This is a genomic window from Ruegeria sp. CDSC081 (assembly GCF_059610485.1).
The window spans coordinates 104,797-126,937 of record NZ_JBXWNS010000008.1; the positions used below are offsets into that span (position 1 = coordinate 104,797).

23 protein-coding genes are annotated in these 22,141 nt (G+C 59.1%); 6 read left to right on the forward strand and 17 right to left on the reverse strand.

Annotation, left to right across the window (positions count from 1 at the left end; translation table 11 throughout):
* Nucleotides 1-6: 6 nt before the first annotated feature.
* From AC2FH9_RS15520 to AC2FH9_RS15540, 5 genes are read right to left on the reverse strand one after another with little or no spacing between them, the layout of a single operon-like run.
* Entirely contained in the window at nucleotides 7-1,605 is a 1,599-nt protein-coding gene (locus AC2FH9_RS15520; RefSeq protein ID WP_496872129.1) for an ABC transporter ATP-binding protein, read from the reverse strand.
* Nucleotides 1,602-2,417 carry an ABC transporter permease gene (locus AC2FH9_RS15525; RefSeq protein WP_496750651.1) on the reverse strand — a complete coding sequence of 272 codons (816 nt, stop codon included), beginning with the start codon at nucleotides 2,415-2,417 and terminating at the stop codon, nucleotides 1,602-1,604. Before AC2FH9_RS15525 ends, AC2FH9_RS15520 begins: the two co-directional genes overlap by 4 nt.
* Entirely contained in the window at nucleotides 2,414-3,361 is a 948-nt protein-coding gene (locus AC2FH9_RS15530) for an ABC transporter permease (protein WP_281973312.1), read from the reverse strand. Before AC2FH9_RS15530 ends, AC2FH9_RS15525 begins: the two co-directional genes overlap by 4 nt.
* Before the next feature lie 40 nt (nucleotides 3,362-3,401).
* On the reverse strand, nucleotides 3,402-4,421 hold the full coding sequence (locus AC2FH9_RS15535; protein WP_496872131.1) for a hypothetical protein: 1,020 nt from the start codon (nucleotides 4,419-4,421) through the stop codon (nucleotides 3,402-3,404).
* 27 nt (nucleotides 4,422-4,448) lie between these two features.
* A complete protein-coding gene (locus tag AC2FH9_RS15540) occupies nucleotides 4,449-5,936 on the reverse strand; it encodes an ABC transporter substrate-binding protein (RefSeq protein ID WP_142638604.1) in 1,488 nt (495 codons plus the stop codon).
* Between the two features lie 170 nt (nucleotides 5,937-6,106).
* Here AC2FH9_RS15540 and panB point away from each other — a divergent pair, with 170 nt between their 5' ends.
* The 3 genes from panB to glpK all read left to right on the forward strand — a co-directional run bounded on the left by panB (nucleotide 6,107) and on the right by glpK (nucleotide 9,334).
* Entirely contained in the window at nucleotides 6,107-6,946 is an 840-nt protein-coding gene (gene panB, locus AC2FH9_RS15545) for a 3-methyl-2-oxobutanoate hydroxymethyltransferase (protein ID WP_496872132.1), read from the forward strand.
* A complete protein-coding gene (gene panC, locus AC2FH9_RS15550; RefSeq protein WP_496750654.1) occupies nucleotides 6,943-7,785 on the forward strand; it encodes a pantoate--beta-alanine ligase in 843 nt (280 codons plus the stop codon). Before panB ends, panC begins: the two co-directional genes overlap by 4 nt.
* 70 nt (nucleotides 7,786-7,855) lie before the next feature.
* Nucleotides 7,856-9,334 (forward strand): glycerol kinase GlpK, encoded by a 1,479-nt coding sequence (gene glpK, locus AC2FH9_RS15555; RefSeq protein ID WP_496872134.1) that lies wholly within the window; start codon nucleotides 7,856-7,858, stop codon nucleotides 9,332-9,334.
* A 135-nt stretch (nucleotides 9,335-9,469) separates the two neighbouring features.
* Here glpK and AC2FH9_RS15560 read toward each other — a convergent pair whose 3' ends face one another.
* The 11 genes from AC2FH9_RS15560 to AC2FH9_RS15610 all read right to left on the reverse strand — a co-directional run bounded on the left by AC2FH9_RS15560 (nucleotide 9,470) and on the right by AC2FH9_RS15610 (nucleotide 18,329).
* Nucleotides 9,470-9,958 carry a hypothetical protein gene (locus AC2FH9_RS15560; protein WP_496872136.1) on the reverse strand — a complete coding sequence of 163 codons (489 nt, stop codon included), beginning with the start codon at nucleotides 9,956-9,958 and terminating at the stop codon, nucleotides 9,470-9,472.
* Nucleotides 9,959-10,121: 163 nt separating this feature from the next.
* A complete protein-coding gene (gene smpB / locus AC2FH9_RS15565) occupies nucleotides 10,122-10,598 on the reverse strand; it encodes an SsrA-binding protein SmpB (RefSeq protein WP_271951849.1) in 477 nt (158 codons plus the stop codon).
* A 46-nt stretch (nucleotides 10,599-10,644) separates the two neighbouring features.
* Nucleotides 10,645-11,187, reverse strand: a complete 543-nt coding sequence (gene idi / locus AC2FH9_RS15570; RefSeq protein ID WP_496697875.1) for an isopentenyl-diphosphate Delta-isomerase — start codon at nucleotides 11,185-11,187, stop codon at nucleotides 10,645-10,647.
* Between the two features lie 207 nt (nucleotides 11,188-11,394).
* The gene (locus tag AC2FH9_RS15575) at nucleotides 11,395-11,808 is read right to left on the reverse strand and encodes a c-type cytochrome (protein ID WP_496786938.1); all 414 of its coding nucleotides are present in this window, start codon (nucleotides 11,806-11,808) and stop codon (nucleotides 11,395-11,397) included.
* Between the two features lie 113 nt (nucleotides 11,809-11,921).
* Nucleotides 11,922-12,938: a P1 family peptidase gene (locus AC2FH9_RS15580; RefSeq protein WP_496786937.1), complete on the reverse strand. Its 1,017-nt coding sequence runs from the start codon at nucleotides 12,936-12,938 to the stop codon at nucleotides 11,922-11,924.
* Between the two features lie 82 nt (nucleotides 12,939-13,020).
* Nucleotides 13,021-13,767: an SDR family oxidoreductase gene (locus AC2FH9_RS15585; protein ID WP_496872140.1), complete on the reverse strand. Its 747-nt coding sequence runs from the start codon at nucleotides 13,765-13,767 to the stop codon at nucleotides 13,021-13,023.
* Nucleotides 13,768-13,826: 59 nt separating this feature from the next.
* Complete coding sequence (gene arfB / locus AC2FH9_RS15590; RefSeq protein ID WP_281973320.1) at nucleotides 13,827-14,246, reverse strand: alternative ribosome rescue aminoacyl-tRNA hydrolase ArfB; 420 nt, start codon at nucleotides 14,244-14,246, stop codon at nucleotides 13,827-13,829.
* A gap of 262 nt (nucleotides 14,247-14,508) precedes the next feature.
* The gene (locus AC2FH9_RS15595) at nucleotides 14,509-15,153 is read right to left on the reverse strand and encodes a queuosine precursor transporter (RefSeq protein ID WP_281973321.1); all 645 of its coding nucleotides are present in this window, start codon (nucleotides 15,151-15,153) and stop codon (nucleotides 14,509-14,511) included.
* Between the two features lie 91 nt (nucleotides 15,154-15,244).
* Entirely contained in the window at nucleotides 15,245-16,129 is an 885-nt protein-coding gene (locus AC2FH9_RS15600; protein ID WP_496872142.1) for an esterase-like activity of phytase family protein, read from the reverse strand.
* Nucleotides 16,102-16,965 (reverse strand): penicillin-insensitive murein endopeptidase, encoded by an 864-nt coding sequence (gene mepA, locus AC2FH9_RS15605; protein WP_271951836.1) that lies wholly within the window; start codon nucleotides 16,963-16,965, stop codon nucleotides 16,102-16,104. The genes AC2FH9_RS15600 and mepA overlap by 28 nt, the downstream gene beginning before the upstream one ends.
* Nucleotides 16,962-18,329, reverse strand: a complete 1,368-nt coding sequence (locus AC2FH9_RS15610) for an MFS transporter (protein ID WP_496709436.1) — start codon at nucleotides 18,327-18,329, stop codon at nucleotides 16,962-16,964. Before AC2FH9_RS15610 ends, mepA begins: the two co-directional genes overlap by 4 nt.
* A 132-nt stretch (nucleotides 18,330-18,461) precedes the next feature.
* On the opposite strand from AC2FH9_RS15610, the gene AC2FH9_RS15615 reads away from it, so the two are divergent.
* From AC2FH9_RS15615 to yaaA, 3 genes are all read left to right on the forward strand, one after another.
* Nucleotides 18,462-18,749: a YggT family protein gene (locus AC2FH9_RS15615; RefSeq protein WP_271951835.1), complete on the forward strand. Its 288-nt coding sequence runs from the start codon at nucleotides 18,462-18,464 to the stop codon at nucleotides 18,747-18,749.
* Between the two features lie 78 nt (nucleotides 18,750-18,827).
* On the forward strand, nucleotides 18,828-20,867 hold the full coding sequence (gene recQ, locus AC2FH9_RS15620; RefSeq protein WP_496872145.1) for a DNA helicase RecQ: 2,040 nt from the start codon (nucleotides 18,828-18,830) through the stop codon (nucleotides 20,865-20,867).
* 33 nt (nucleotides 20,868-20,900) lie between these two features.
* On the forward strand, nucleotides 20,901-21,692 hold the full coding sequence (gene yaaA / locus AC2FH9_RS15625; RefSeq protein ID WP_496872147.1) for a peroxide stress protein YaaA: 792 nt from the start codon (nucleotides 20,901-20,903) through the stop codon (nucleotides 21,690-21,692).
* On the opposite strand, the gene AC2FH9_RS15630 is transcribed toward yaaA, so the two are convergent.
* On the reverse strand, nucleotides 21,662-22,123 hold the full coding sequence (locus AC2FH9_RS15630) for a VOC family protein (protein ID WP_496750664.1): 462 nt from the start codon (nucleotides 22,121-22,123) through the stop codon (nucleotides 21,662-21,664). The two genes, yaaA and AC2FH9_RS15630, sit on opposite strands and share 31 nt — an antisense overlap.
* Between the last annotated feature and the right edge of the window lie 18 nt (nucleotides 22,124-22,141).

A 22,141-nucleotide genomic window follows, 5' to 3' on the forward strand; every position in this document is an offset into this window, starting at 1 on the left:
TGAAGTTTATGCTACATCCTGACCGATATCCGGCAGGGTCGGTGCGGCGGCGATCAGGGTTTGGGTATAGGGGTGCTGCGGGTTGGAAAAGACCTGTTCGGTCTCACCCTGTTCGACAATCTGCCCCGCCTGCATCACCAAAACCCGGTCGGTAATGGTGCGCACGACGCTTAGGTCGTGGCTGATGAACAGATAAGTCAGGTCATAGGCGCCGCAGAGCTCGGCCAGCAGATCAAGGATCTGCGCTCGGACAGAAACATCAAGGGCCGAGACCGCCTCATCAAACAAGATCAGTTCGGGCCGGATGATCAGGGCACGGGCGATGGCGATACGCTGCCTCTGCCCGCCCGAGAACTCGTGAATGTACCGACCCGCGTCATCGGGGCTGAGACCTACGGCCGTCAGAATCTCGGCGATCCGATCCTGCCGCTCGGACCCGGTTGGGGGATGTTCGAGCAGGTGAAACGGCTCGGTGATCAGGCGCGTGACCCGGTGTCGGGGGTTGAAGCTGCCATAGGGGTCCTGGAACACAACCTGCATCTTACGCCGGACGGCCAGATTGGGATTGTGCCCGGTGAATACTGGTTGCCCGTCCAGCAGAATCTGGCCGCTCTGCACCTCTTCCAGCCCCAGGATAGCCCGTGTTAGGGTCGATTTTCCGCACCCGGACTCTCCGACCAGGCCCAAGCGCTCGCCTTTGTTCAGTGTAAAGCTGACCCCAGCCACAGCCCTGTGGTGTCGCGGCGCATCAAACAAGCCCTTTCGGGGCAAACGGTAATCCCGGACCACCTGTGCAACCTCAAGCAAAGGCTGTGCCGGTTTGAGTTCCGGCAGGTCGACCTGATGGCCCGAAGCCCGGAACAGCATGCGTGTATAGGGGTGCTGCATGTTCCGCAGCAAGGGTTCGGTGGCGCCGGCCTCGACGACTTCGCCATAGCGCATGACGATGATCCGGTCGGCCATATCGGCCACAACCGCCAGATCATGGGTGATCATTAGCAATCCCATGTCGTATTCGCGCACCAACCCCGTGAGCAGGTCTAAAATCTGCGCCTGCGTAGTGACGTCCAGCGCCGTCGTAGGTTCGTCCGCGATCAGCAACCTTGGGCGCAACGCGATGGCCATGGCGATCACCACGCGCTGACGCTGACCACCGGACAGCTCATGCGGATACCGGGACAGAGGGAACCTTTCGGGCGGAAGGCCGACGCGCGTCAGCACTTCTTCGGCACGGGACCGGGCCTGTGCAGTAGGCATGGCCTTGTGGATCAGGATTGTCTCCATCACCTGATCCCCGATGGTTTTGACCGGGTTCAGCGCAGTCATGGGTTCCTGAAACACCATCCCTACCGAGGCGCCACGCAGCGCGCACATCTCATCCTCGGAACAGTTCAGCAGGTCCAGCCCGTCCAACCGGATCGCGCCCGCGGCATCCGCACCGTTTGGCAGCAGTTGCATCACCGCCAACGCCGTCATGGACTTGCCCGAACCGCTTTCACCGGTGACGGCGACGATCTCACCCAACGCAACAGACAGGCTGACCTGTTTGAGAATGTCCATGCCATGAATCGACAGGTTGAGATTTTCGATTTCCAGCAAGCTCATGCGCGCGCCACCCGTATTCGGGGGTCCAGCCAATCCCGCAAACCGTCGCCCAGCAGGTTCAGCCCCAAAACAGTGACAATGATTGCGAGCCCCGGAATCAGAGCCAAATGCGGGGCAAAACTGACCATCGTCTGCGCATCTGCCAACATCCGGCCCCAACTGGGCGTAGGCGGTTGCGCACCCAACCCGACATAGGACAGGCCTGCCTCGGCAAGAATGCCAAGGCTGAACTGGATGGTGCCCTGTACGATCAGCAAGTTCGCCACATTAGGCAGGATATGTTCCGCCGATATCCGCGCCGCGCTCTTGCCCGAGACCCGGGCGGCCAGGATGAACTCTCGCTCCCACAGCGACAGCGCAGCGCCACGGGTGATACGGGCAAAGACCGGAATGTTGAAGATACCGATGGCAATGATGGCGTTGACTGCCCCGGCACCGAAAACGGCAGTGATCAGGATGGCGATGACCAACGACGGGAAAGCAAAAACCAGATCGTTGCCGCGCATGATCACCTCATCCAGCCACGTGCCTTTTCGCGCCGCTGCAGCCAGACCAAGTGGCACGCCCAATGTCATGCCGATCCCCACCGCCACCAAGGCCACAGCGATTGAAGTGCGCGCGCCCACCATGATCATTGAGAACATGTCCCGCCCAAAATGATCGGTGCCAAACCAGTGCTGCGCATTGGGTGGTTGCAGCTTGGCGGGAATATTCAGCGCGGCGTGCGCATAGGGCGTCCAGACAAAGGAAAGTGCCGCCGCCAAGACCACCAGCGAGGAGAGTACTGCACCAAGGATGAGGTTACGGCTCATGTCCTGCTCCTCAGACGGGGGTCAACGGCGGCATAGGCGAGGTCAACTAGAAAATTCACCGTGATCACTGCAAAAACCAGCAGCATGACCACCGATTCCACCACGATCAGATCGCGGGCCGAGATCGCCTGAAACACCAACCGTCCGAGGCCGGGCAGGTAAAACACCTGTTCGATAATGATGGACCCGGCCAGAAGAAAGGAAAACTGCAGCCCGATGATAGTCAGCACCGGGATCAGCGCATTGCGCACCCCGTGACGCCACAGCGCCTGTCGGCGGGACAGCCCCTTGGCCCGTGCGGTGCGCATGAAATCCTCACCCAGAATATCCAACAGGGCCGACCGCATGACCCTTGCAAGAATCGCCGCCTGTGGCAGAGCCAGCGCTATGGCTGGCAGGGTCAGCGAGTGCAGACCGGTCCAAAACCCGCCGTCCCAGCCTGCGAACCCTCCAGCGTTGAACCAGCGCAGATTGATGGCAAAGACCAGCACCAGCATCATGGCGAACCAGAAATTGGGCACGGCGATGCCGAGCTGTGTGGCCCCCATGACCGCCACATCGCCCGGCCGCCCCCGGCGCGCAGCAGCGTAAATCCCTGCGGGAAAGGCGATCAGGGTCGATAGGGTCAGTGCATAAAGCGCCAGCGGCAGCGACACCCAAAGTCGGTCCGCAATCATCTGAGACACCGGCGTGCGATAGGTGTATGAAGTGCCGAAATCCCCGACCAGCATTCCGCTGACCCAGTTGAAATAGCGCTGCGGTTTGGACACATCCAACCCCAGCTCGGCCCGCAGCGCGGCTAGCGTGTCCGCCTGCGCGTTGACGCCAAGCATGAAGGATGCCGGATCGCCCGGCGCGACCTCGATCACTGCAAAAATGACCACCGAGGCGATAGCCAGGCTGATCACCAGCGAAATCAGACGTTTGAGGGCATAGCGTAGCATTACAAACAGGTTACGGGTGCGAGCCGCGCATACGCAACAGCTACTTGTAGGACTGCTGCTCTTGCCGGACCAAATCAGTCGCGCAGGTCGAAAGCTTCGCCGCGGGTGCGCTGTCCACCAGCGTTTCCAGATTTGTCTCGGTCCGGGCCAGTGCCGCCCGACGAAGGACCATCAGGCGCGCGCGAGGACTGTCCAGAAACTGCTCCTGCGGGATGAGCGTTTCCAGCGGGCTGTCGATGCGGATGACCTCGAAATAGCCGCCAAACAGGGCAAGGAAGGCGAAGGCGCAGTTTGGTGCCTCGGCCCCGCATTGGTCAGAACAGAGCTGCGCGATGGGGCGGGTCGACTGGGATGTCATCAACCAGTTTTCCACCGCCGGGCGCCAGCTATTGTCCACTGACAGATCGCCATATCCCAGCCCCAGGGCCAGCAATCCCGCCATGCCCAGCGCCTGATCGGAATTCATGTCAACTGGATCAGGCTGAATGTGGCGCAGCGCGGCCAGACCGTCGCCGCGCGGCTCGGGATCGACCATCAGATAACTCAGGTAAGGTTTGAGGTCCTGCATCAGCTGCCCATCCGCCAACAGATCGCCGCGCATTTCTGGATCGCCATAGAGCGCCACAATTCGCGTCGGGTAGTCCGTAGCTTGATGTTCTCCCAACGCATTGAGCTGTGCAATCAGCTTCGGGTCTGGTGTGGGGCGTTTGGCATCCAACAGCGCTTGGGCAAGCTCATTTCCACCTTTCGCCTCAACCAACAGCCAGGATCGGCCAAAGGCCGTCAGGTCTTTTTGACGAAACAGCTTGCGCGAACCCATTCGGCCCAGCGATTGGCGGAACGGAGATGGTCCAAGATCGGCGGTTTCAATTCGCCCCAACAGCAGACGAGCCTGCGCGTTGCCATCAGCCGCCAGCTCCGCCAGCAGTGGCAGAGCGCGTTCATCATCGCCTTCCAGCCACAGTGTCACCGCCTGTTCAAGCGGCGTATCCCCTTTAGCGACCGGCGCAATCACGGCTAAAACCGCGATCATCAACGCAACGAGGGTTGATCTTCTCATGCGCCGGTCTCCTCTCTGGAACTGGTCTTATTCCGCCCAACTGATGGCGGTCAGGTCGATGGCCGCTGTGGGTGCGTTTTCCCAAAGGCCCTGAACGCCAGCCTTGGCAACGCCAAGCTTGGCCAGCTGGAACAGATACCCGTTGACGTAATCATTTGCGATCAGACGCTGCGCTTCGCCCAACAGGCGCGTACGCTCATCTGGGTCGGTGGTGGCGTTCAACGTCTCCATCAGCGTCTGAAAGTCGATGCTGTCATACTGGAAATAATAGTCGGGTCGCGCATAGATGCCGATATCCATCGGCTCGGTATGGCTGACGATAGTCAAACCAAAATCCTTGCCCTTGAACACCGATTCCAGCCACTGCGCCCATTCGACATTGATGATTTCAGCCTCGATCCCGACCTCGGCCAGTTGTGCGGCGATGATCTCGCCTCCGCGGCGAGCGTAAGAAGGCGGCGGCAGGTGCAGAGTGGTCTTGAACCCTTCGGCATAGCCCGCATCGGCCAGCAACTGCGCGGCCTTCTTGGGGTCATACGCCGAATTGCCGGTCAGATCGACATAGGCGGGGTTGTGCGGGGCAAAATGCGTTCCGATGGGCGTGCCATAGCCGAACATCGCGCCGTCAATAATTGCCTGACGGTCGATGGCATGGGCCAACGCCTGCCGCACCCGGATGTCGTCAAAGGGCGGCTGTTTGTTGTTGGTGGACAGAATCGTCTCACCCTCGGTCGAGCCGACAAGCACCTGAAAGCGCGGATCAGCCTCGAACTGCGGCATGTTCTCAGGCGCCGGGAAAATGTCGAACACATCCACATCCTCGGCCATCATGGCGGCAAAGGCGGCGGTCGGGTCCGAGATGAACTTGAATGTAGCAGACTCTAACGCGGGCTGATCACCCCAATAGTCGGGATTTCGCGTCAGCGTGATGCTGTCCCCCTGCACCCAGTCCCCAAAGGCAAATGCGCCGGTGCCGACCGGGTTGGTCTTGATCGCCTCTATGCTTTCGGGGGCGACAATCACCGCATCCCCCCAGGCCATATTGAACAGGAAATTCCCGTTTGGTCCTGACAGGGTGACCTTGACGGTCAGCGGATCCACGACCTCAACGCTTTCGATCCCGGCAAACAGGGCCTTTTGTGCATTGGCGCTGTCTTCAGCGCGGGCCCGGTCAAGGCTGAATTTGACGTCCTCGGCATCCATGGTGGTGCCATCGTGGAAGGTCACACCATCGCGCAGCTTAAAGGTATAGACGGTGCCGTCGTCTGAAATCTCCCAGCTTTCCGCCAGCCCGGGCACGACCGATCCGTCGCCCATGAACCGGGTCAGACCTTCGAAGATATTGGTATAGACAACCGAATCGATGGCCTGTGCCGCAGCGCTGGTTGGGTCCAGATGCGGCGGCTCAAGCTGCATTGCGATGGTGATGTCGGATTTGGCCAGGGCCTGGGTGGCTATCAAACTGGCTCCAATCGCCAGCGCCGATGCAAAAGACCGAAACATCTGCTTTGTCATATCGTTGTCTCCCCACTGAAACTGTGTGGTCCTGCATGTCGCGGACCGGTCTGCGGACCAATGTCCCTTTAAACCTTAGGTCAATCAAGGAAATGTTCGCGCAACCGGGCTATCTTTGGCCCGGCCCAATCTGCTATGCCGCACCGCAACATGAACCGCGAGGAGCGAGCATGAGCGCCACCGCCCGCAAAAGAGCCCCGAATGCCGTGGATATTCGCGCCCGAAAAGGTGGCGAGCCACTGGTCAGTCTGACCGCATATACAACTCCGATGGCCCGACTGATGGATGATCATTGCGACTTTGTTCTGGTCGGTGACAGTGTCGGCATGGTGCTACACGGGTTGGAATCCACCCTTGGCGTGACGATGGAGATGATGATCCTGCATGGTCAGGCTGTTGCTCGCGGGCTGGACAAGGCGATGATGGTCATCGACATGCCCTTTGCCAGTTACGAGGAAAGCACCTCACAGGCGTTCCGCAATGCCGCCCGCCTGATGGCGGAAACCGGTGCCGGTGCCGTCAAGCTTGAGGGCGGTGTCGAAATGGCCGAGACCATCCGCTTTCTGGTCAAGCGCGGCATCCCGGTGATGGCGCATATCGGCCTGACCCCACAGTCGATCAACACGCTAGGTGGATATAAGGTGCAGGGCCGTGATGATCAGGCACAGACGGTACTGGCCGATGCCCATGCCGTGGCTGATGCAGGCGCCTTTTCCCTTGTGTTAGAGAAGGTCCCGCAGAGTCTAGCCAACCAAATCACTGCCGAGGTCGCCATCCCTACTATCGGCATTGGCGCGTCCGCCGGATGTGACGGGCAAATACTGGTGGTGGACGACATGGTCGGCTTTTTCACCGCTTTCAAACCGAAATTCGTCAAACGCTATGCCGAGCTGGGGCCACAGGCCGAGGCCGCCATCGCCGAGTACGCCGCCGAAGTGCGCGCACGCGCTTTCCCCGCCGATGAACATGTCTTTGCCGATCAGGCTCCGTCACAGGGCTCAGCTAAATGACCGCTCCGATCCTGCGTCGCTTCTCCGATCTGCGCGCCTTGACCGCCAACTGGCGCAAGAAAGGTGAGGCAATCGGCGTCGTCCCAACTATGGGCGCGTTGCATCCGGGGCATCTGTCTCTGGTTGAGGCGGCCAAAAATGGCACCGACCGAGTTATCGTGACGATTTTCGTGAACCCAAAGCAGTTTAACAACCCCGAGGATCTGGCCAATTATCCGCGCACCGAAATCGAAGATGCTCAGAAACTGGCGCCCTATGGCGTTGATGCGATTTATGTGCCGGACCCGGACGAGATCTACCCGCAAGGCTTTGCCACCACCGTATCTGTAACTGGCCTGACAAATGTGATGGAGGGCGAATTCCGCCCCGGTCATTTCGATGGCGTCGCCACTGTGGTCGCCAAACTGTTCCTGCAAACCCAGGCAGACAGAGCCTATTTTGGGGAAAAAGACTATCAACAGCTGCTTGTCGTGCACCGCATGGCGCGTGATCTGGATATCCCGATCGAGGTGATCGGCTGCCCCACGGTGCGTGAACCTTCGGGTCTGGCCATGTCCTCACGCAATCAGCGCCTCTCGCCCGAGGGAATGGAGATTGCAGCGCACAAACACCGCATCATGCTGGATCTTGCCAACGCGCTAAAGAACGGCGCCCCGTTCGACACACTGGCAGCACAGGCCAGTACCGATCTTTTGGCCGCAGGTTTTACACAAGTGGAATATATCCAACTGCGCTGTGCGGAATCTCTGAACCCGCTGACACATGCCGACCGACCCGCCCGCCTGTTTGCCGCGGCCTGGGCGGATGGAGTGCGTCTAATCGACAATATTCCCGTCTGAACACTCTGGTACGCAACCGACTGTTTGCGCTAAAGTCTCGCAAAACCAAATGCGAAGGGGGGGCGCAGGCGTGACCTATATTCTTGCCATTGATCAGGGCACCACATCATCACGGGCCATTCTGTTCGACGCGGACATGCAACGGGCAGGCACCGCGCAGCATGAATTTACGCAGTATTTCCCACAAGAAGGCTGGGTCGAACACGATCCCGAGGAAATCTGGGACAGCGTCCTGCGTGTCTGCCGCGAAGTGATGCAGAGCGTTGGCGCAACCCCCGATCAGATCGCCGGTATCGGCATCACCAACCAGCGTGAAACAACCGTGGTCTGGGATAAACAGACCGGCGAGCCGATCCACAACGCAATCGTCTGGCAGGATCGACGCACTGCCGATATCTGCGCCCGCTACAAGCAGGCCGGGTGCGAGGATGACGTGACCCAGCAGACCGGGCTGTTGCTGGACCCGTATTTTTCTGGAACCAAAGTCAAATGGCTACTGGACAATGTCCCCGGCGCCCGCGACCGCGCCGAGGCAGGCGAGCTACTGTTCGGCACCATCGACAGTTTCCTGATCTGGCGCCTGACCGAAGGCCGCAACCATGTGACAGACGCCACCAACGCTGCCCGCACACTGCTGTTCGACATCCACAAAGGCTGTTGGAGCACCGAGATCTGCGATCTGTTGGATGTGCCCATGTCCATGCTGCCCGAGGTACAGGATTGCGCCTCGGACTTCGGAGAAACGACTCTGATTGGGGGAAATATCCCGATTCTGGGTGTTGCGGGCGATCAGCAGGCCGCGACCATCGGGCAGGCCTGTTTCCAGCCCGGCATGATGAAATCGACCTATGGGACGGGGTGTTTTGCGCTGTTGAATACCGGGCCTCAGCCGGTCGCCTCGAAGAACCGCCTGCTGACAACGATTGCCTATCAGTTGGACGGGCAAAAAACCTATGCGCTTGAGGGGTCGATCTTTGTCGCAGGGGCTGCGGTGCAATGGCTGCGCGATGCGCTGCAGATCATCGAAACCGCCCCGGAAAGTGGCGAGCTGGCGCAGCAGGCCGACCCCAACCAGCATGTTGTGCTGGTGCCCGCATTTACCGGATTGGGCGCGCCCTATTGGAAACCAGATTGTCGGGGCGCGGTCTTTGGCTTGACCCGCAATTCCGGGCGGGCAGAATTTGCCAAGGCAACACTGGAAAGCATCGCCTATCAGACCCGTGACCTTTGGCATGCCATGCAGGGCGACTGGGGTGCAGATACCGATGTCATCTTACGCGTCGACGGCGGTGCCAGCGCATCTGATTGGGCGATGCAAGGCCTGTCGGATTACCTCGGCGCCGAGGTCGACCGACCCGTGATGCAGGAAACCACTGCTCTGGGCGCGGCCTGGCTGGCGGGTATGCGCGCGGGCATCTATCCCGATCAACAGCAATTCGCAGAAACCTGGGCGCTGGATCGCCGGTTCGAACCCAAACTCTCCACAGAGGAACGCGACGCCGCCTATGACCGCTGGCAACGCGCTGTTCAGGCGGCCATGGCGTTCTGATCGGTGCCGCATTTGGGCTCTGCTTTGTTCAAAGTTGGGTTCTTATGGGGCCACCTGTGCGAACGGTGAATTTCTACGGCAAGTCAGTGCTGTGAGTAAGGCTGATGGTCAATGTCGGCTATGCGGACTTAGCCGTCATTCGGCTTTTTTGATTTGGTCTTCGAGCTCTTGCAAAAACTCGTCTCGTTCTTCACTAGAGAACTTGTCCAAATTATAGTGTAACCATCCCCAACATGACGGAATGGCATATCTTAGTGTCGAAGGGTATTCAGGCGGGCGAACCAAACCCAAAACAACGTTGGCGTTTGTTACAAAGCCGTAAATATCAAATGCTTCCGGCTCCGCACCTAGCTCGTCACCTGTCGACTCCTTGTCCAAGCATGTTCTAACGGAAAACTGTTCTGCACCAACTCCATACAAGTATTGAGCATCGGAATACCTCGCATTCCAGCACAGCTCATAGTCGGAAGATTCAATTTCAAATGTCTTGACGTTGGCTGTGACCAGCAAAATCTCCTGCGAGAAAATGTCATCGTAAGCAAAATTCGGATCAGGACTGCAGGCCAACGCAACTGAGCCTAAAGACAAGATAAACAAGAGGAAGCTTCGAAACCAAACAATCATTCAATAGGGAGTAGCAGTTGTTTTAGCCTTCGAAAAGTTTGATGTTAGGTCTGAAGCTCTGTCGCTTTGGGCTCGAACCGGACTTCTGCCGTATCTGTAGCCCCGGTAGCCTGATTGAGAACGCGAGGATCAAATCCATCTGACAACCGAAGTTCGAGCGCCTTTAGCTGTGATCTTTCAGCAAGCGTTGCTTTTGCCGTGACCAGTCGCGCTTGGCCTGGGTTTCGCGCTTGTCGTGGTTTTTCTTACCCTTGGCGATGCCGATCTTAATCTTGGCCAGGCCCTTGTGGTTGAAATACAGGACCAGCGGCACAAGCGTCATGCCTTTGCGTTGGGTCGCGTTCCACAGATTTGACAGCTCTTTGCGCGACACCAACAGCTTACGGCGACGACGTTCTTCGTGTTTGAAGACCTTGGCCTGTTCGTAGGGGGCGACATAGCTGTTGACCAACCACAGCTCTCCGTCATCAACCGTGGCATAGCTTTCGGCGATGTTCGACCCGCCTGCCCGCAGGGATTTGACCTCGGACCCGTGCAGAATGATGCCGCACTCGATATCCTCTTCGATCGCGTAATCGAAGCGGGCGCGCCGGTTTTCGGCGATGACTTTGTAATTCGGGTCTGTCTTCTGCTTGGCCATGACGGGTTGATTTATGCCCCTTGGACGGACCTTGCAAGCCGGTGCATCAGGATTTGGCCGAGATAATCAGATCGGGGCCGAAAATCGTGTCGGCGTGGTTGTGCAGATAGATTTTCAGCCAAGGCGTAAACCGGTCAGGATGGCGCTGCACCTCGGCCAGCAGATCGTGGTAGTCGATCCAGCGGATATCCATCACTTCATCTGGGTTCGGCTCGATCTTCAGTGGTCCTCGAACATGGGCCAGGAATACGTCTACCACCTCATGCTCGATCAGCGAATTGCCGACATCGGCGTGATATTCCAAACGGTGACGATATTCGGGGTACAACCCGGTGATTCCCAGTTCCTCGCGCAGGCGGCGGACGGCACAGACCGAGGGCATTTCACCCCAGTCAGGATGGGTACAACAGGTATTCGCCCACAGGCCGGGCGTGTGGTATTTGCCCATTGCCCGGCGCTGCAGCAAAATCTCGGTGCCGCGCACAACAAAGACCGACACCGCCTTGTGCCGCAGACCCTTTTCATGGGCCTCAAGCTTTTCAACGGGGGTCAATTCACCATCAACCCAGGCCGGGATCATGATTCCCATTTGTCGTCTCCTGCTGCCGATCCGCCTATGCGACCGGGATTCCGGAAGGGCTGTGACCCGAAAGGCGTGGCTGTCTGGTGCAAAGCGTGAAACAGATGAGGTGCCGCACGGTTCCAAATTGGCGTCTATTGATCTGGTTATCAACCGCACGAAAGGCCGCAGGGGCTGCGGCCTTTTCTGATCTTTCCGACTGCCGGACTTCAGGAGTTATTCGCCCGAAACACTGACGATATAGGCGTAAACGTCCTCGGCGCCCTTTTTCAGCTTGAAGGTCATTTTGGACTTGGCCCCGGTCTGATCCAGATAGGATTGCAGGAAGGCTTTGGGGTCTTGGGCATATTCGACAAAAGTTGCCTCGTCCCAGATCAAACCGTTTTCACCAGCTTCGACAATGCTGTCACCGTATTTAAACCCTTCAACCGTCCCAGCAGTACGGCCAGCAACCCCATAGAGGTTCGGGCCGGTTTTTCCGCCTTTCACGATCACCTCGCCATCGGGATCGGCGATCAGATGACAGGATTTGCATTTGTTGAAGGCCTTCTTGCCAGCGTCGGCGTCACCTTCTGCGTAAACGGGAAGGGCCAACAGGCCGGCGATTGCGGTAGCGAGGATGCGATTCATGGCTTTGCTCCGATATAGGTTTGTTGCGCCGAAAGGACCTTCAGCACCGGTAAGAGTCAATGCGCGGATTGCCGCGCGATGGCACCATGTCACAGATTTGATCCCGCCACGCCTTAACCAAAATCATGTACATCCGACCAGCACGGCAACAAATCGCCCGCTGCCGGAGAGGCAGAAAACACCGCGCGCGCGATGGCACGTGACAGGCACAAAGACGCCACATGCCCGATCGTGCCCAACTCGGATTCGCTCTGCAGCGGGCGCGCACCTGTGCTGACGGCAAAGACCAGATCACCATCTCCGGGGGTATGGGCGGGCAGAATGGCCCGCGCAATCCCGTCATGCGCCGCCACAGCAACGCGCTGACATTGCGGTTTTGTCAGGCAAGCATCGGTGGCGACAATGGCAAGCGTGGTATTTGTCTGATCGGGTCGGGCGGGGCGCATCGCCAGTGCTTTGCGGCTTGGGCGCATCTGGCTTTGATCGGGCGACATATCCGGGCCCAATCCGCCAAATTCCGCACCATGTTCGAATGGGGCCGCCCAGAAATGTCGATCTCCGGGCGTTGTCACACTACCGAGCGGGTTTGCCGCGACAAGCGCTCCGACAGTAATACCGCTGGGCAACACAAATGAGGCCGAGCCAAGCCCGCCCTTATGCATTGCAGCCAATGCCCCGGTGCCCGCCCCGGCGGTGCCAAGTTCGAATTGCGTTGATGCGTTTTGATAAGCGGCACGCCCCAGCACTCGATAGGGGTTTTCAGCCCAGCCTTTTTCGCCTCCGTTAAGAAGGTCAAACAGGATCGCGCCCGGTATGATCGGAACAATCGCCTGACCGACCGGAAAACCGCGTCCATCGGCCCGCATCGCGTCTGAAACACCCGAGCAGGCATCCAGCCCAAAAGCAGACCCGCCCGAAAGGACGATAGCATCAACACGGTCCACCGATTTGTCGGGGGCCAGCAGGTCGGTTTCCCGCGTTCCGGGTGCGCCACCCATGACGTGAACCGACGCAATGAAAGGAGATTCCGCTGTCAAAACAGTGGCACCAGATTTCAGGACATCATCTTGCGCGTTGCCGACCTTGAGGCCGGGGATATCAGTGATAAGGTTTCTGAGTCCTGGGGTCATGTCTACCTCAAGCGTTGGGTAGGAGAGCACGCTGTCGCGCGCTGCCTCCGGCGGAGGTATTTATGGCCAGATGAAGAGCGGATCAGATGCATCGACCACCATCCACTTCCAGGGCTGTGCCGGTGATCATGCTGGCCTCGTCCGAGCACAGGAAGAGGGCCGCGTTGGCCATGTCTTCGGGTGTTGAAAAGCGACCAATCGGGATGGTCGACAAGAATTTGGCGCGAATCTCGGGGGTGTCTTCGCCCATGAAGGATTTCAGCAATGGGGTTTCGCCCGCAACGGGGCAGATCGCGTTGACACGCACGCCGGACGGAGCAAGTTCTACCGCCATGGTCTTGGTTGCGGTGATCATCCAACCCTTGGACGCGTTATACCAGTTCAGGTTGGGGCGTGGGGACAGCCCGGCGGTTGAGGCGACGTTCAGGATCGCCCCGGTTCCGCGTGCCTTCATCATCGGCACAAAGGCGCGGGCAGTCAGATAGACGGATTTCATGTTCACGTTGAAGACACGGTCGAAATCCTCTTCGGAGACGTCCTCCAGCGGGGTCGGCAGATGGGTTACTCCGGCATTGTTGACCAGGATGTCGAGCCCGCCAAAGGCGTCGTGGGCGGTGTCCGCCATTTCCTGAACCGATGCCGTGCTGGCCACATCAACCTGCTGCGCGATAGCCTGCGCGCCCAGCGTTTCTGCCATTTCGCGGGCCGCAGCGCCGTTGATATCCGCGATCATCACGCGTGCGCCCTCTGCAATAATCTTCTGCGCGATACCGGCCCCGAACCCGGACGCGCCGCCGGTTACGATTGCGGTTTTTCCCTCCAACCTCATGGCTTTGCCTCCTTGTCGCCTGTCAGGGCAGAGTAGCAAGGCGCAAAGAAGTTACCAGATCAATCTTCGTCGACCCTGCCGCGCAGAGATTTGACATCCGAACGGGCCTTTTTGGCGGCCAATCGACGTTTGACCGAGCCAAAGGTGGGCTTGGTGGCGATACGCCGTTTGGGTTTGACCAGCGCGCGGGTGATCAGTTCAGCCAATCGCACCCGCGCAATCTCGCGGTTGCGGGCCTGGCTACGCGTTTCCTCGCACTGGATGATGATCGCGCCCTCTTTGGTCCAGCGCCGCCCAGCCAACCGTTTCAGCCGCGCCTTGACCGGATCAGGCAGTGAGGGCGAGCGCGCCGCTTCGAACCGCAGCTCAACCGCGGTTGAAACCTTGTTCACGTTCTGCCCGCCAGGGCCGGAAGAGCGCACAAAGCTTTCGGTCATTTCCCAGTCTTGCAGGGTGATATCGTCATTGATCCGCAACATGGGGCGGACCTTACAAGTGCTGTGCGGAAACAAAAAGGGCCGCCCTAGCAGGACGGCCCTTCGAAAGTTCAGGAGGTTGGGTCGGTTAGATCAATCGACCAGCCGGAGCGAGCGCTCCGCCAAGGGCTGCCCTAACGGGCGATCCCCCCGGTTGTTCCAACACCTCTCTCCAATCTCTTTCTCGACACTGGATCACCTCCTTTTCTATCTGTTGCGGTTAACAAGGATGGTGACACAAGCTGTGCCATTCTCAAAGCGTTTTTTACACGGGCTGCGCGGTCAGGCGCGCAACGATCACCTTGAAGGGGATCAGCGCAATCAGTGCCAGCGACAACTTTACCAGCCAGTCCGCAAAGGCCAGCGTGACCCACAGGGGTGCCATCGGGCCAGACAGCATGAAGGGAACAGGCTCCCACGCCCAGCTGATCGCAGCGTCGGCATTGGCGCCGAAGATCGCGATCGAGGCAGAAAAGGCGATAGTGAAGAACAATGCTGTATCCAGCGCCGAACCCACTAGGGTCGAGACCAGCGGTGCGCGCCACCAGCGACCCCCGCGCATTGCATTGAACACGGTGACATCGGTCAGCTGGGCGATCAGGAAAGCAGTGCCAGAGGCAACAGCGATCCGCAGCGGCACAGCGGCATAGGTGAACCCGTCGCCCTGCAGCATGATCTGGCTGCCGATCAGCGAGCAGACGATGCCGGTGACGAACCCGGCAAACACGACCTTGCGGGCGGTGGCCACGCCATAGACGCGGTTCATGATGTCGGTGACCAGAAAGGCCAGTGGATAGGTGAAAGCACCCCAAGTCAACAGCCCGTCAAGGATCAGGAACTGGACCAGAATGTTCGAAGCCACAACGATGGTGGCCATGGCAAGAATGCCGGGAATAAAAGCGCGTTGCATGTTTTGATGCCCGTTTTGACAAGGTAGCGGCGACTTGGCCAAGGGACTGTCCCAAGGCAAGCCGTGCGTTTAGACCTTTGTTTCAAGCCTGTCAATCGGGCAGCAGATATTCCACCAGTTCCGTCCGCTGAATGGCCAGAAAATTGTCATCCGAAATCATCGTAACCCGCAACCTTCCCTGATCGTCACGCCAGACCGACAGGCCTTCGAGGTTGTCATGCGTCCCACGCGCGGTTTGCAGCAAGATCTCTTCGGATTGCGGTGTGTCACCATTCAGTTCCCAACGCCTGAGCTGCGACCGAAAGCCTGTCAGGGACACCGATCGTTCCAGCACATAGAACCGCCCGTCGGGGCCAAAATCCGCCGCCACTGGCAGGAACTTGCCCCGTTGCGGCAGGACAAAAGGTGTCGACCAGGCCTGACCATCCCAACGATACACCGGTATGTCCCCCGATACGGTACGGCTCTTTTCGGTCAGGGTGTACAGCCGCCCAAGCCCGTCAATGGCCAGCCCCTCGAACGAGCCGTTATGGTCAAGAACCTCAAAGGCTTTGGGGCGTGGCAGGACCTGCGCCGGGCCTGTCGGGTTGGGGTAATAGGCCACCCGGTGCACCCCCTCGAATGAGATATAGACCCCACCGTCAGGGGCGATTGCCAGGCCTTCGGAATCGCCCGCTGTGCCCACCAGAACCTTGCCGGTGCTGGACAGGATGGGCCAGTGCCGCTGGATCTCGATGCCAGTAATCTCATTCTCGTTTCGATCAATACGAGCGTCCAACATCGTTGCGCGATCACTCAGCGCGATCATACGGGTCCCACCGTCAAAGATGTGAATGCCCGAATATCCGCCGAACCAATCCGCCTGATGTCGCCAGGCAAAATTGTTCAGCAAAGCGGCAGGCTTTACCCCCTCCGCCCAGACCATACCTGTCAGCAGCAGCGCCGCGATCAGTTGGATTGCAAGACGTTTGTGCATTGCTTGGGCAGATCGGCCAGCCGGTATTCGCGTCGTTTCTTGGGTGCTGGCGCGTTTGGATCGGGCGGCGGCGGGTTGAGGATGTTGTTCACCCATTGCTGTGCTTCGGCGCAACCATCACCCTTGGGCGGCGGATCCTGGTTCACGCAGCCGCTTGATCCCCTTGGACAGGCCAGCCGCACGTGGAAATGATAGTGATGGCCCCACCACGGCCGGATTTTACGCAGGTAAGCGCGGTTTCCCTTTTCGTCATTGCACATCTGCACCTTGGCACCGGGAAAGACGAATATCCGCGCCACGCGCTTGTCTTTTGCCGCTGCACGCAGCACTGCGTGATGCTGTTTGGTCCAGTTGCCGTTGACGAAGGCACCGTTCGAGCGGCGCAGGGAAATCGAAGAGATATTCTCGCGCGCCTTGCGGGAAAGACGCATGTTGTCACCGGGCAGCATCCAGATATCGATGTCCAGACCCAGCTGGTGGCTGCGGTGGCCCGATGTCATCGGCCCGCCGCGCGGCTGGCTGATATCGCCTATATAGAGACCATTCCATCCTGACTGCTTGGCCGCAAACCGGCTCAGATCCTGGACATAGTCGATCGCCTGCGGATGGCCCCAGTTGCGGTTGCGTGACAGACGCATGGCCTGCCATGTGGGTCCGGTTTCGGGCAGTTGCACCGCCCCCGCCGCACAGCCGCGCGAATAACTGCCGAAAGCGGCCGGTTTTTGTTGTGAACTTTGCTTTTGGCCTCCGAATAACTGCTTGGCCAGCGGCTCGGAACCTGCGGTACCGGCGAATGTTATTGCGGCAATGACAGCGAAAAAACGTAATAAAATCATCTGCTCTGATCCCCTTCCGGTTTGACCCAGCGCATTAGGAACAGTCCCAGAATAAACAACAGAACTATGGGTGACACCCCCAGTCGCGCACTACCGGTCAGGGTTGTGGCAATCCCGATCAACAACGGGGCCGCAAATGCGGTGGCGCGGCCGGACAAGCCATACAGGCCAAAGCTCTCGACCGGGGCGACGGGATCGGTGTGGCGCACCATCAGAGAACGGCTGGCCGATTGTAGGATACCCCCCATGCCGCCGATCAGAACACCACAACCAAAGAACACCAGATCCGGCAGGCCCGACCCTTCGGGCAGGGTGATGCCGTAGATCTGGGTCCGGTCCATCATCACGACGGTGATACAGACAAAGATCAGCACCCAGATCGCAACCAGAATGACAGGTTTGGGGCCGTATTTCTTGTCCAGCTTGCCGCCAAGCCAGGCAAAGGCTGCCGCAGCCAGAACGCTGACAATCCCGAATACGCCGATCTTGATCAGATCCCATTCCAGCACCAGCCGCGCATAAACGCCGCCAAAGGTATACAGACCGTTCAGCGCATCGCGATAGAACATGGACGAGCCCAGATAGCTGGCCAGACTGACGCGATTGCGCAGGTTAGAGACTGATTTGACCAGCAGCTGCAGCGCCTCTTTGACGCTGCCTTTCTTTTCGACATCTGGATCGTCGCGCACCCACAGGAAATAGGGGATCATGAACAGAATGAACCACACGGCGGTGAACGGCCCGACAAAACGCGTGCCTTCGCGTGCTGCGGCGTCCAGACCAAAAACAGGATCCATGCCGATCAGGGTCTTGCCATTACCCTGCTCAACAAACAGGGCCAGCATGATTGCCAGCGAGATAAGCCCGCCGAAATAGCCAAAGGCAAAACCCGAACCCGATATCTCGCCCACCTCACTGTCATCACCCAGATCGGGCAGCTGAGAATTGGCGAAGATCAGCGCGTATTCCGCCCCGACAAAACCCAGGCCAAAGGCCGACAGCATCAGCCACATGTTTGACCCGTCCGGCAACGTGTACCACAGCGCAGCAGAGCCCACCGCGTACATGATGGAAAAGCCGAATATCCATGGTATACGACGGCCCGAAACATCCGCCATCGCCCCCATCAGCGGGGCACCAAAGGCGATGATCAGCCCCACGATGGTCATGCAGTTCGCCCACACCGTCTGCGCCCGTGCATCTGCGGCATCGGCACCCAGCCCGGCGTTCAGATAATACTCGGCGGCTACTCCGGCAAAATAGGGCCCAAAAACAAAGGTCACCAACAGCGTGTGATAGGGCTGACTTGCCCAGTCGAAGAACCACCAGCCCCAGATGCGTTTGCGCTTGGAAATTTCTGCCATACCTGCCCCGTTTTTTATTGTTGGCGTCATAAGACGGGGCTTTGGCCCAATTCGCAAGCGTTCTGTTGGCGCGGACTTGCTCTTTTGTGCAGGGGCGCTTAGGTCTCAGCAGATGTGAAATCCGGAGGCCCCATGCTGTCGTTGATCCAAATTCTGCTGCTGATTCTGGACATTGTCTGGTTCATCATTCTGGCCCATGTCATCATGAGCTGGCTGATCAATTTCCAGGTGCTGAACCTGCATCAACAGTTGGTTGCGCAGATCTGGTACGGGCTGAACCGCCTGTTAGAGCCGATTTACGGCCCGATCCGACGCGTTCTGCCTGCAATGGGCGGGCTTGACCTGACGCCCCTGGTGGTTCTGATCGGCGTCTATGCGCTGCGTATTATCCTGATCAACAATATGGTCTATTTTGTCTGACCTCTTGTTCAGTGAATCTTAGTATGTGATTGTCCTGTCTTAAGAGCAGATAAACCTTAAAACAGGGCACCCCCGCACATGTTTGACGCCGCGCCTTTGCTGCGAGATGTCTTTGGATTCGACGACTTCCGCCCCGGTCAGGAAGAGATCGTCGATGCCGTCACGCTGGGCGAAAACGTGCTAGCCATCATGCCCACGGGTGGCGGTAAATCCCTGTGTTTCCAGCTGCCTGCGCTGATCCGTGAAGGGGTCACGGTGGTGATCTCTCCGCTGATTGCCCTGATGCGTGATCAGGTTCGCGGCTTGCAGGAAGCAGGCGTCGAGGCCGGCGCGCTAACATCCGGCAATACCCCCGAAGAAACCGATGCCGTGTGGGAAGCGTTGGAGGCCGGACGGCTCAAGCTGCTGTACATGGCTCCCGAACGTCTGGCCGCCGGATCGGCGCTGGGCATGTTGCGGCGGATCAATGTCAGCCTGATTGCGGTGGACGAGGCGCATTGCGTCAGTCAATGGGGCCATGATTTCCGCCCCGACTACCTTCGGATCGGAGAGCTGCGGCGTGCGCTGGATGTGCCTTTGGCCGCTTTCACCGCCACAGCAGATGCGGAAACGCAGGACGAGATTGTCGAAAAGCTGTTTGACGGTACGGCCCCGCGCAAATTTCTGCGCGGGTTCGACCGGCCCAACATCCACCTGGCCTTTGCCGCCAAGGATGGGCCCCGCAAACAGGTCCTGGATTTTGCCGCCGCGCGCAAAACCCAATCCGGCATTGTCTATTGCGGCACCCGTAACAAGACCGAGGTTCTGGCACAGGCCCTGCGTGCCGAAGGCCACACCGCCTGTCACTATCACGGCGGCATGGATCCCGAGGATCGCCGCATCGTCGAGACCCGCTTTGCGCGCGAGGATGGTCTGATCGTGGTGGCCACGGTTGCCTTTGGCATGGGCATAGACAAGCCCGATATCCGCTGGGTCGCCCATGCGGACCTGCCCAAATCCATCGAAGCTTATTATCAGGAAATCGGCCGCGCCGGGCGTGATGGCGCCCGGGCAGAAACTCTGACCCTGTTTGGGGCAGATGACATTCGCCTGCGCCGGTCACAGATAGACGAGGGGCTTGCTCCCTCTGACCGGCGGATGGCCGATCACGCGCGGTTGAACGCCCTGCTAGGCTTGGCCGAGGCGCTGGCCTGCCGCCGTCAGACTTTGCTGGGTTATTTCGGTGAACAGACCGAACCCTGTGGCAAATGCGATCTGTGTGACAGCCCGCCGGAAGTGTTCGATGGCACCACCCCGGTTCGTATGGCCCTGTCCGCGATCCTGCGCACCGAGGAATGGTTCGGCGCTGGCCATCTGATCGACATCCTGCTGGGCAACGAGACCGACAAGATCCGCGCCCGCCGCCATGATGCGCTGTCCACCTATGGTATCGGCAAGGACTGGTCGCGCCCGCAATGGCAGGCGATCTTTCGGCAGATGATGGGCCATGATCTGGTCCGTCCTGATCCCGACCGCCACGGTGCGCTGCGCATGACTGAGGCCGCCATGCCGATCCTGAAAGGCGAGGCGCAGATCAACCTGCGTAAGGACACGATCCGCAAAGCAACCCGTCGGCCTGCAGTCAAAGAGATGGTATCCGAAGAAGACGCACCGCTGCTGAGCGCACTGAAGGCGAAACGCCGTGCGCTGGCCGAATCCGCGCGGGTCCCGGCCTATGTTATTTTTCCCGATCGCACCCTGATCGAAATGGCGGAAACCCGCCCTGCAACACTGGATGATATGGCCCGGATCAGCGGGATCGGTGCTAAGAAACTGGAACGATACGGGGCCACGTTTCTGGAGGTTCTGACCGGCGCGGTCGAAGAACTGCACCCGGCCCGTCGCAAACTGGCCGGGCGCGATCAGGGTGAGATTTACGACCGCCTGCTCGAAGTTCAGTCGCAACTGTCGCGCGGCCCTGATGGAATCGACAAGCCTCTGACCTGTACCGCCTCGCAACTGGCAAAGGTGGCGCAGTTGCGATCAGACGACCCGCGCGCCATCGAACAGGTTCTGGGTGACCGCCGTCACGAAAGGTTTGGCGCCGCCTTTCTGGACGTGCTGCGTATGGCAAGCTAGATACCCATCAACAGGCAAGAAACGAGGGCGACTATGCTGGTAGTGATTTCCCCGGCCAAACGGCTGGATTGGGCAGAACGGAATGTTGAGGTCACGCAGCCCGACTTTCAGGATGACGCGATCCGCCTGTCGAAAACCGCCCGCAATCTGACGCTGGGCGACCTGAAAAAGCTGATGGATCTGAGCGATGATCTGGCCCGCCTGAACCGCGACCGTTATCGCGCCTTTTCGGACGCCCCCGATGCTGTGGCGACACGCCCGGCAGCACTGGCCTTTGCCGGAGACACCTATCAGGGGCTCGAAGCGACTTCGCTGGATGCGGAAGAGATGGCCTGGGCCCAGGATCACCTGCGTATCCTGTCCGGACTGTATGGCATATTGCGTCCGCTGGACGCCATTCAGCCCTATCGGCTTGAGATGGGCAGTAGGCTGAAGACCCGGCGCGGCAAGAACCTGTACGATTATTGGCGCGACCAACTAAGCAAGGCGCTAAACGCTCAGGCAGCCGGGATCGGTAGCGACGTGCTGTTGAATTGCGCCAGTCAGGAATATTTCGGTGCAGTAGACCCCAAAGCGCTGAAATTACGGGTCATCACGCCGGTCTTCATGGAAGACAAGAGCGGCACGCCAAAGATCGTCAGCTTCTTTGCCAAAAAGGCACGCGGGGCGATGGCACGCTATGTCATTCAACACCGTCTGTCCGATCCCGCCAGCCTGACAGAGTTCGACTCGGGCGGCTATGAATACCGCCCCGACTTGTCAGAGGACGACAAGCCAGTCTTTATCCGGCCCTATCAGGCCTCAGCCAGCATCGACGGGTCGTAAGAGACCAGTTCAACTGTGTTGCCTTCCGGGTCTTCGGTGAAAATTCCGCGCCAACCAACCCATCCGAACAGCTCGATGCGATAGGGTTGGCCGATCTTGTCATACCAACTTATGACCGCCGCCTGCTCGTCGAAGGGCAGCGACAATGCGATATGATGCAGCGACGATCCCGCTCCTGTTACGGGATCTTCGGCACCGGCCCGATGTTGCCCCGGTCGTGGCGCGGTGCTGTGGTGAAACAGGGCCAGAACTTGCGTATGGCCGCCAAACCCCTCGGCTATCCGGAAGAAGGTTATAGCGCTGTCATGGTCACCGCTCAGACGCTGCAGGCCGATCACCTGTTCATAGAACTGCACCATAGCGGCCATATCTGCGCAGCGAATGGCAATCTCGCCCAGCGCGCGGGGGTGAAATCCACGGTCATCAGTCATGTCGGCAGCCTAGATCGC

What these genes read in the sequence shown, in the direction of transcription:
- AC2FH9_RS15520 (WP_496872129.1), bottom strand. Translation starts at nt 1,605, where the DNA reads ATGAGCTTGCTGGAAATCGAAAATCTCAACCTGTCGATTCATGGCATG.
- AC2FH9_RS15525 (WP_496750651.1), bottom strand. Translation starts at nt 2,417, where the DNA reads ATGAGCCGTAACCTCATCCTTGGTGCAGTACTCTCCTCGCTGGTGGTC.
- AC2FH9_RS15530 (WP_281973312.1), bottom strand. Translation starts at nt 3,361, where the DNA reads ATGCTACGCTATGCCCTCAAACGTCTGATTTCGCTGGTGATCAGCCTG.
- AC2FH9_RS15535 (WP_496872131.1), bottom strand. Translation starts at nt 4,421, where the DNA reads ATGAGAAGATCAACCCTCGTTGCGTTGATGATCGCGGTTTTAGCCGTG.
- AC2FH9_RS15540 (WP_142638604.1), bottom strand. Translation starts at nt 5,936, where the DNA reads ATGACAAAGCAGATGTTTCGGTCTTTTGCATCGGCGCTGGCGATTGGA.
- panB (WP_496872132.1), top strand. Translation starts at nt 6,107, where the DNA reads ATGAGCGCCACCGCCCGCAAAAGAGCCCCGAATGCCGTGGATATTCGC.
- panC (WP_496750654.1), top strand. Translation starts at nt 6,943, where the DNA reads ATGACCGCTCCGATCCTGCGTCGCTTCTCCGATCTGCGCGCCTTGACC.
- AC2FH9_RS15560 (WP_496872136.1), bottom strand. Translation starts at nt 9,958, where the DNA reads ATGATTGTTTGGTTTCGAAGCTTCCTCTTGTTTATCTTGTCTTTAGGC.
- smpB (WP_271951849.1), bottom strand. Translation starts at nt 10,598, where the DNA reads ATGGCCAAGCAGAAGACAGACCCGAATTACAAAGTCATCGCCGAAAAC.
- idi (WP_496697875.1), bottom strand. Translation starts at nt 11,187, where the DNA reads ATGGGAATCATGATCCCGGCCTGGGTTGATGGTGAATTGACCCCCGTT.
- AC2FH9_RS15575 (WP_496786938.1), bottom strand. Translation starts at nt 11,808, where the DNA reads ATGAATCGCATCCTCGCTACCGCAATCGCCGGCCTGTTGGCCCTTCCC.
- AC2FH9_RS15580 (WP_496786937.1), bottom strand. Translation starts at nt 12,938, where the DNA reads ATGACCCCAGGACTCAGAAACCTTATCACTGATATCCCCGGCCTCAAG.
- AC2FH9_RS15585 (WP_496872140.1), bottom strand. Translation starts at nt 13,767, where the DNA reads ATGAGGTTGGAGGGAAAAACCGCAATCGTAACCGGCGGCGCGTCCGGG.
- arfB (WP_281973320.1), bottom strand. Translation starts at nt 14,246, where the DNA reads ATGTTGCGGATCAATGACGATATCACCCTGCAAGACTGGGAAATGACC.
- AC2FH9_RS15595 (WP_281973321.1), bottom strand. Translation starts at nt 15,153, where the DNA reads ATGCAACGCGCTTTTATTCCCGGCATTCTTGCCATGGCCACCATCGTT.
- AC2FH9_RS15600 (WP_496872142.1), bottom strand. Translation starts at nt 16,129, where the DNA reads ATGCACAAACGTCTTGCAATCCAACTGATCGCGGCGCTGCTGCTGACA.
- mepA (WP_271951836.1), bottom strand. Translation starts at nt 16,965, where the DNA reads ATGATTTTATTACGTTTTTTCGCTGTCATTGCCGCAATAACATTCGCC.
- AC2FH9_RS15610 (WP_496709436.1), bottom strand. Translation starts at nt 18,329, where the DNA reads ATGGCAGAAATTTCCAAGCGCAAACGCATCTGGGGCTGGTGGTTCTTC.
- AC2FH9_RS15615 (WP_271951835.1), top strand. Translation starts at nt 18,462, where the DNA reads ATGCTGTCGTTGATCCAAATTCTGCTGCTGATTCTGGACATTGTCTGG.
- recQ (WP_496872145.1), top strand. Translation starts at nt 18,828, where the DNA reads ATGTTTGACGCCGCGCCTTTGCTGCGAGATGTCTTTGGATTCGACGAC.
- yaaA (WP_496872147.1), top strand. Translation starts at nt 20,901, where the DNA reads ATGCTGGTAGTGATTTCCCCGGCCAAACGGCTGGATTGGGCAGAACGG.
- AC2FH9_RS15630 (WP_496750664.1), bottom strand. Translation starts at nt 22,123, where the DNA reads ATGACTGATGACCGTGGATTTCACCCCCGCGCGCTGGGCGAGATTGCC.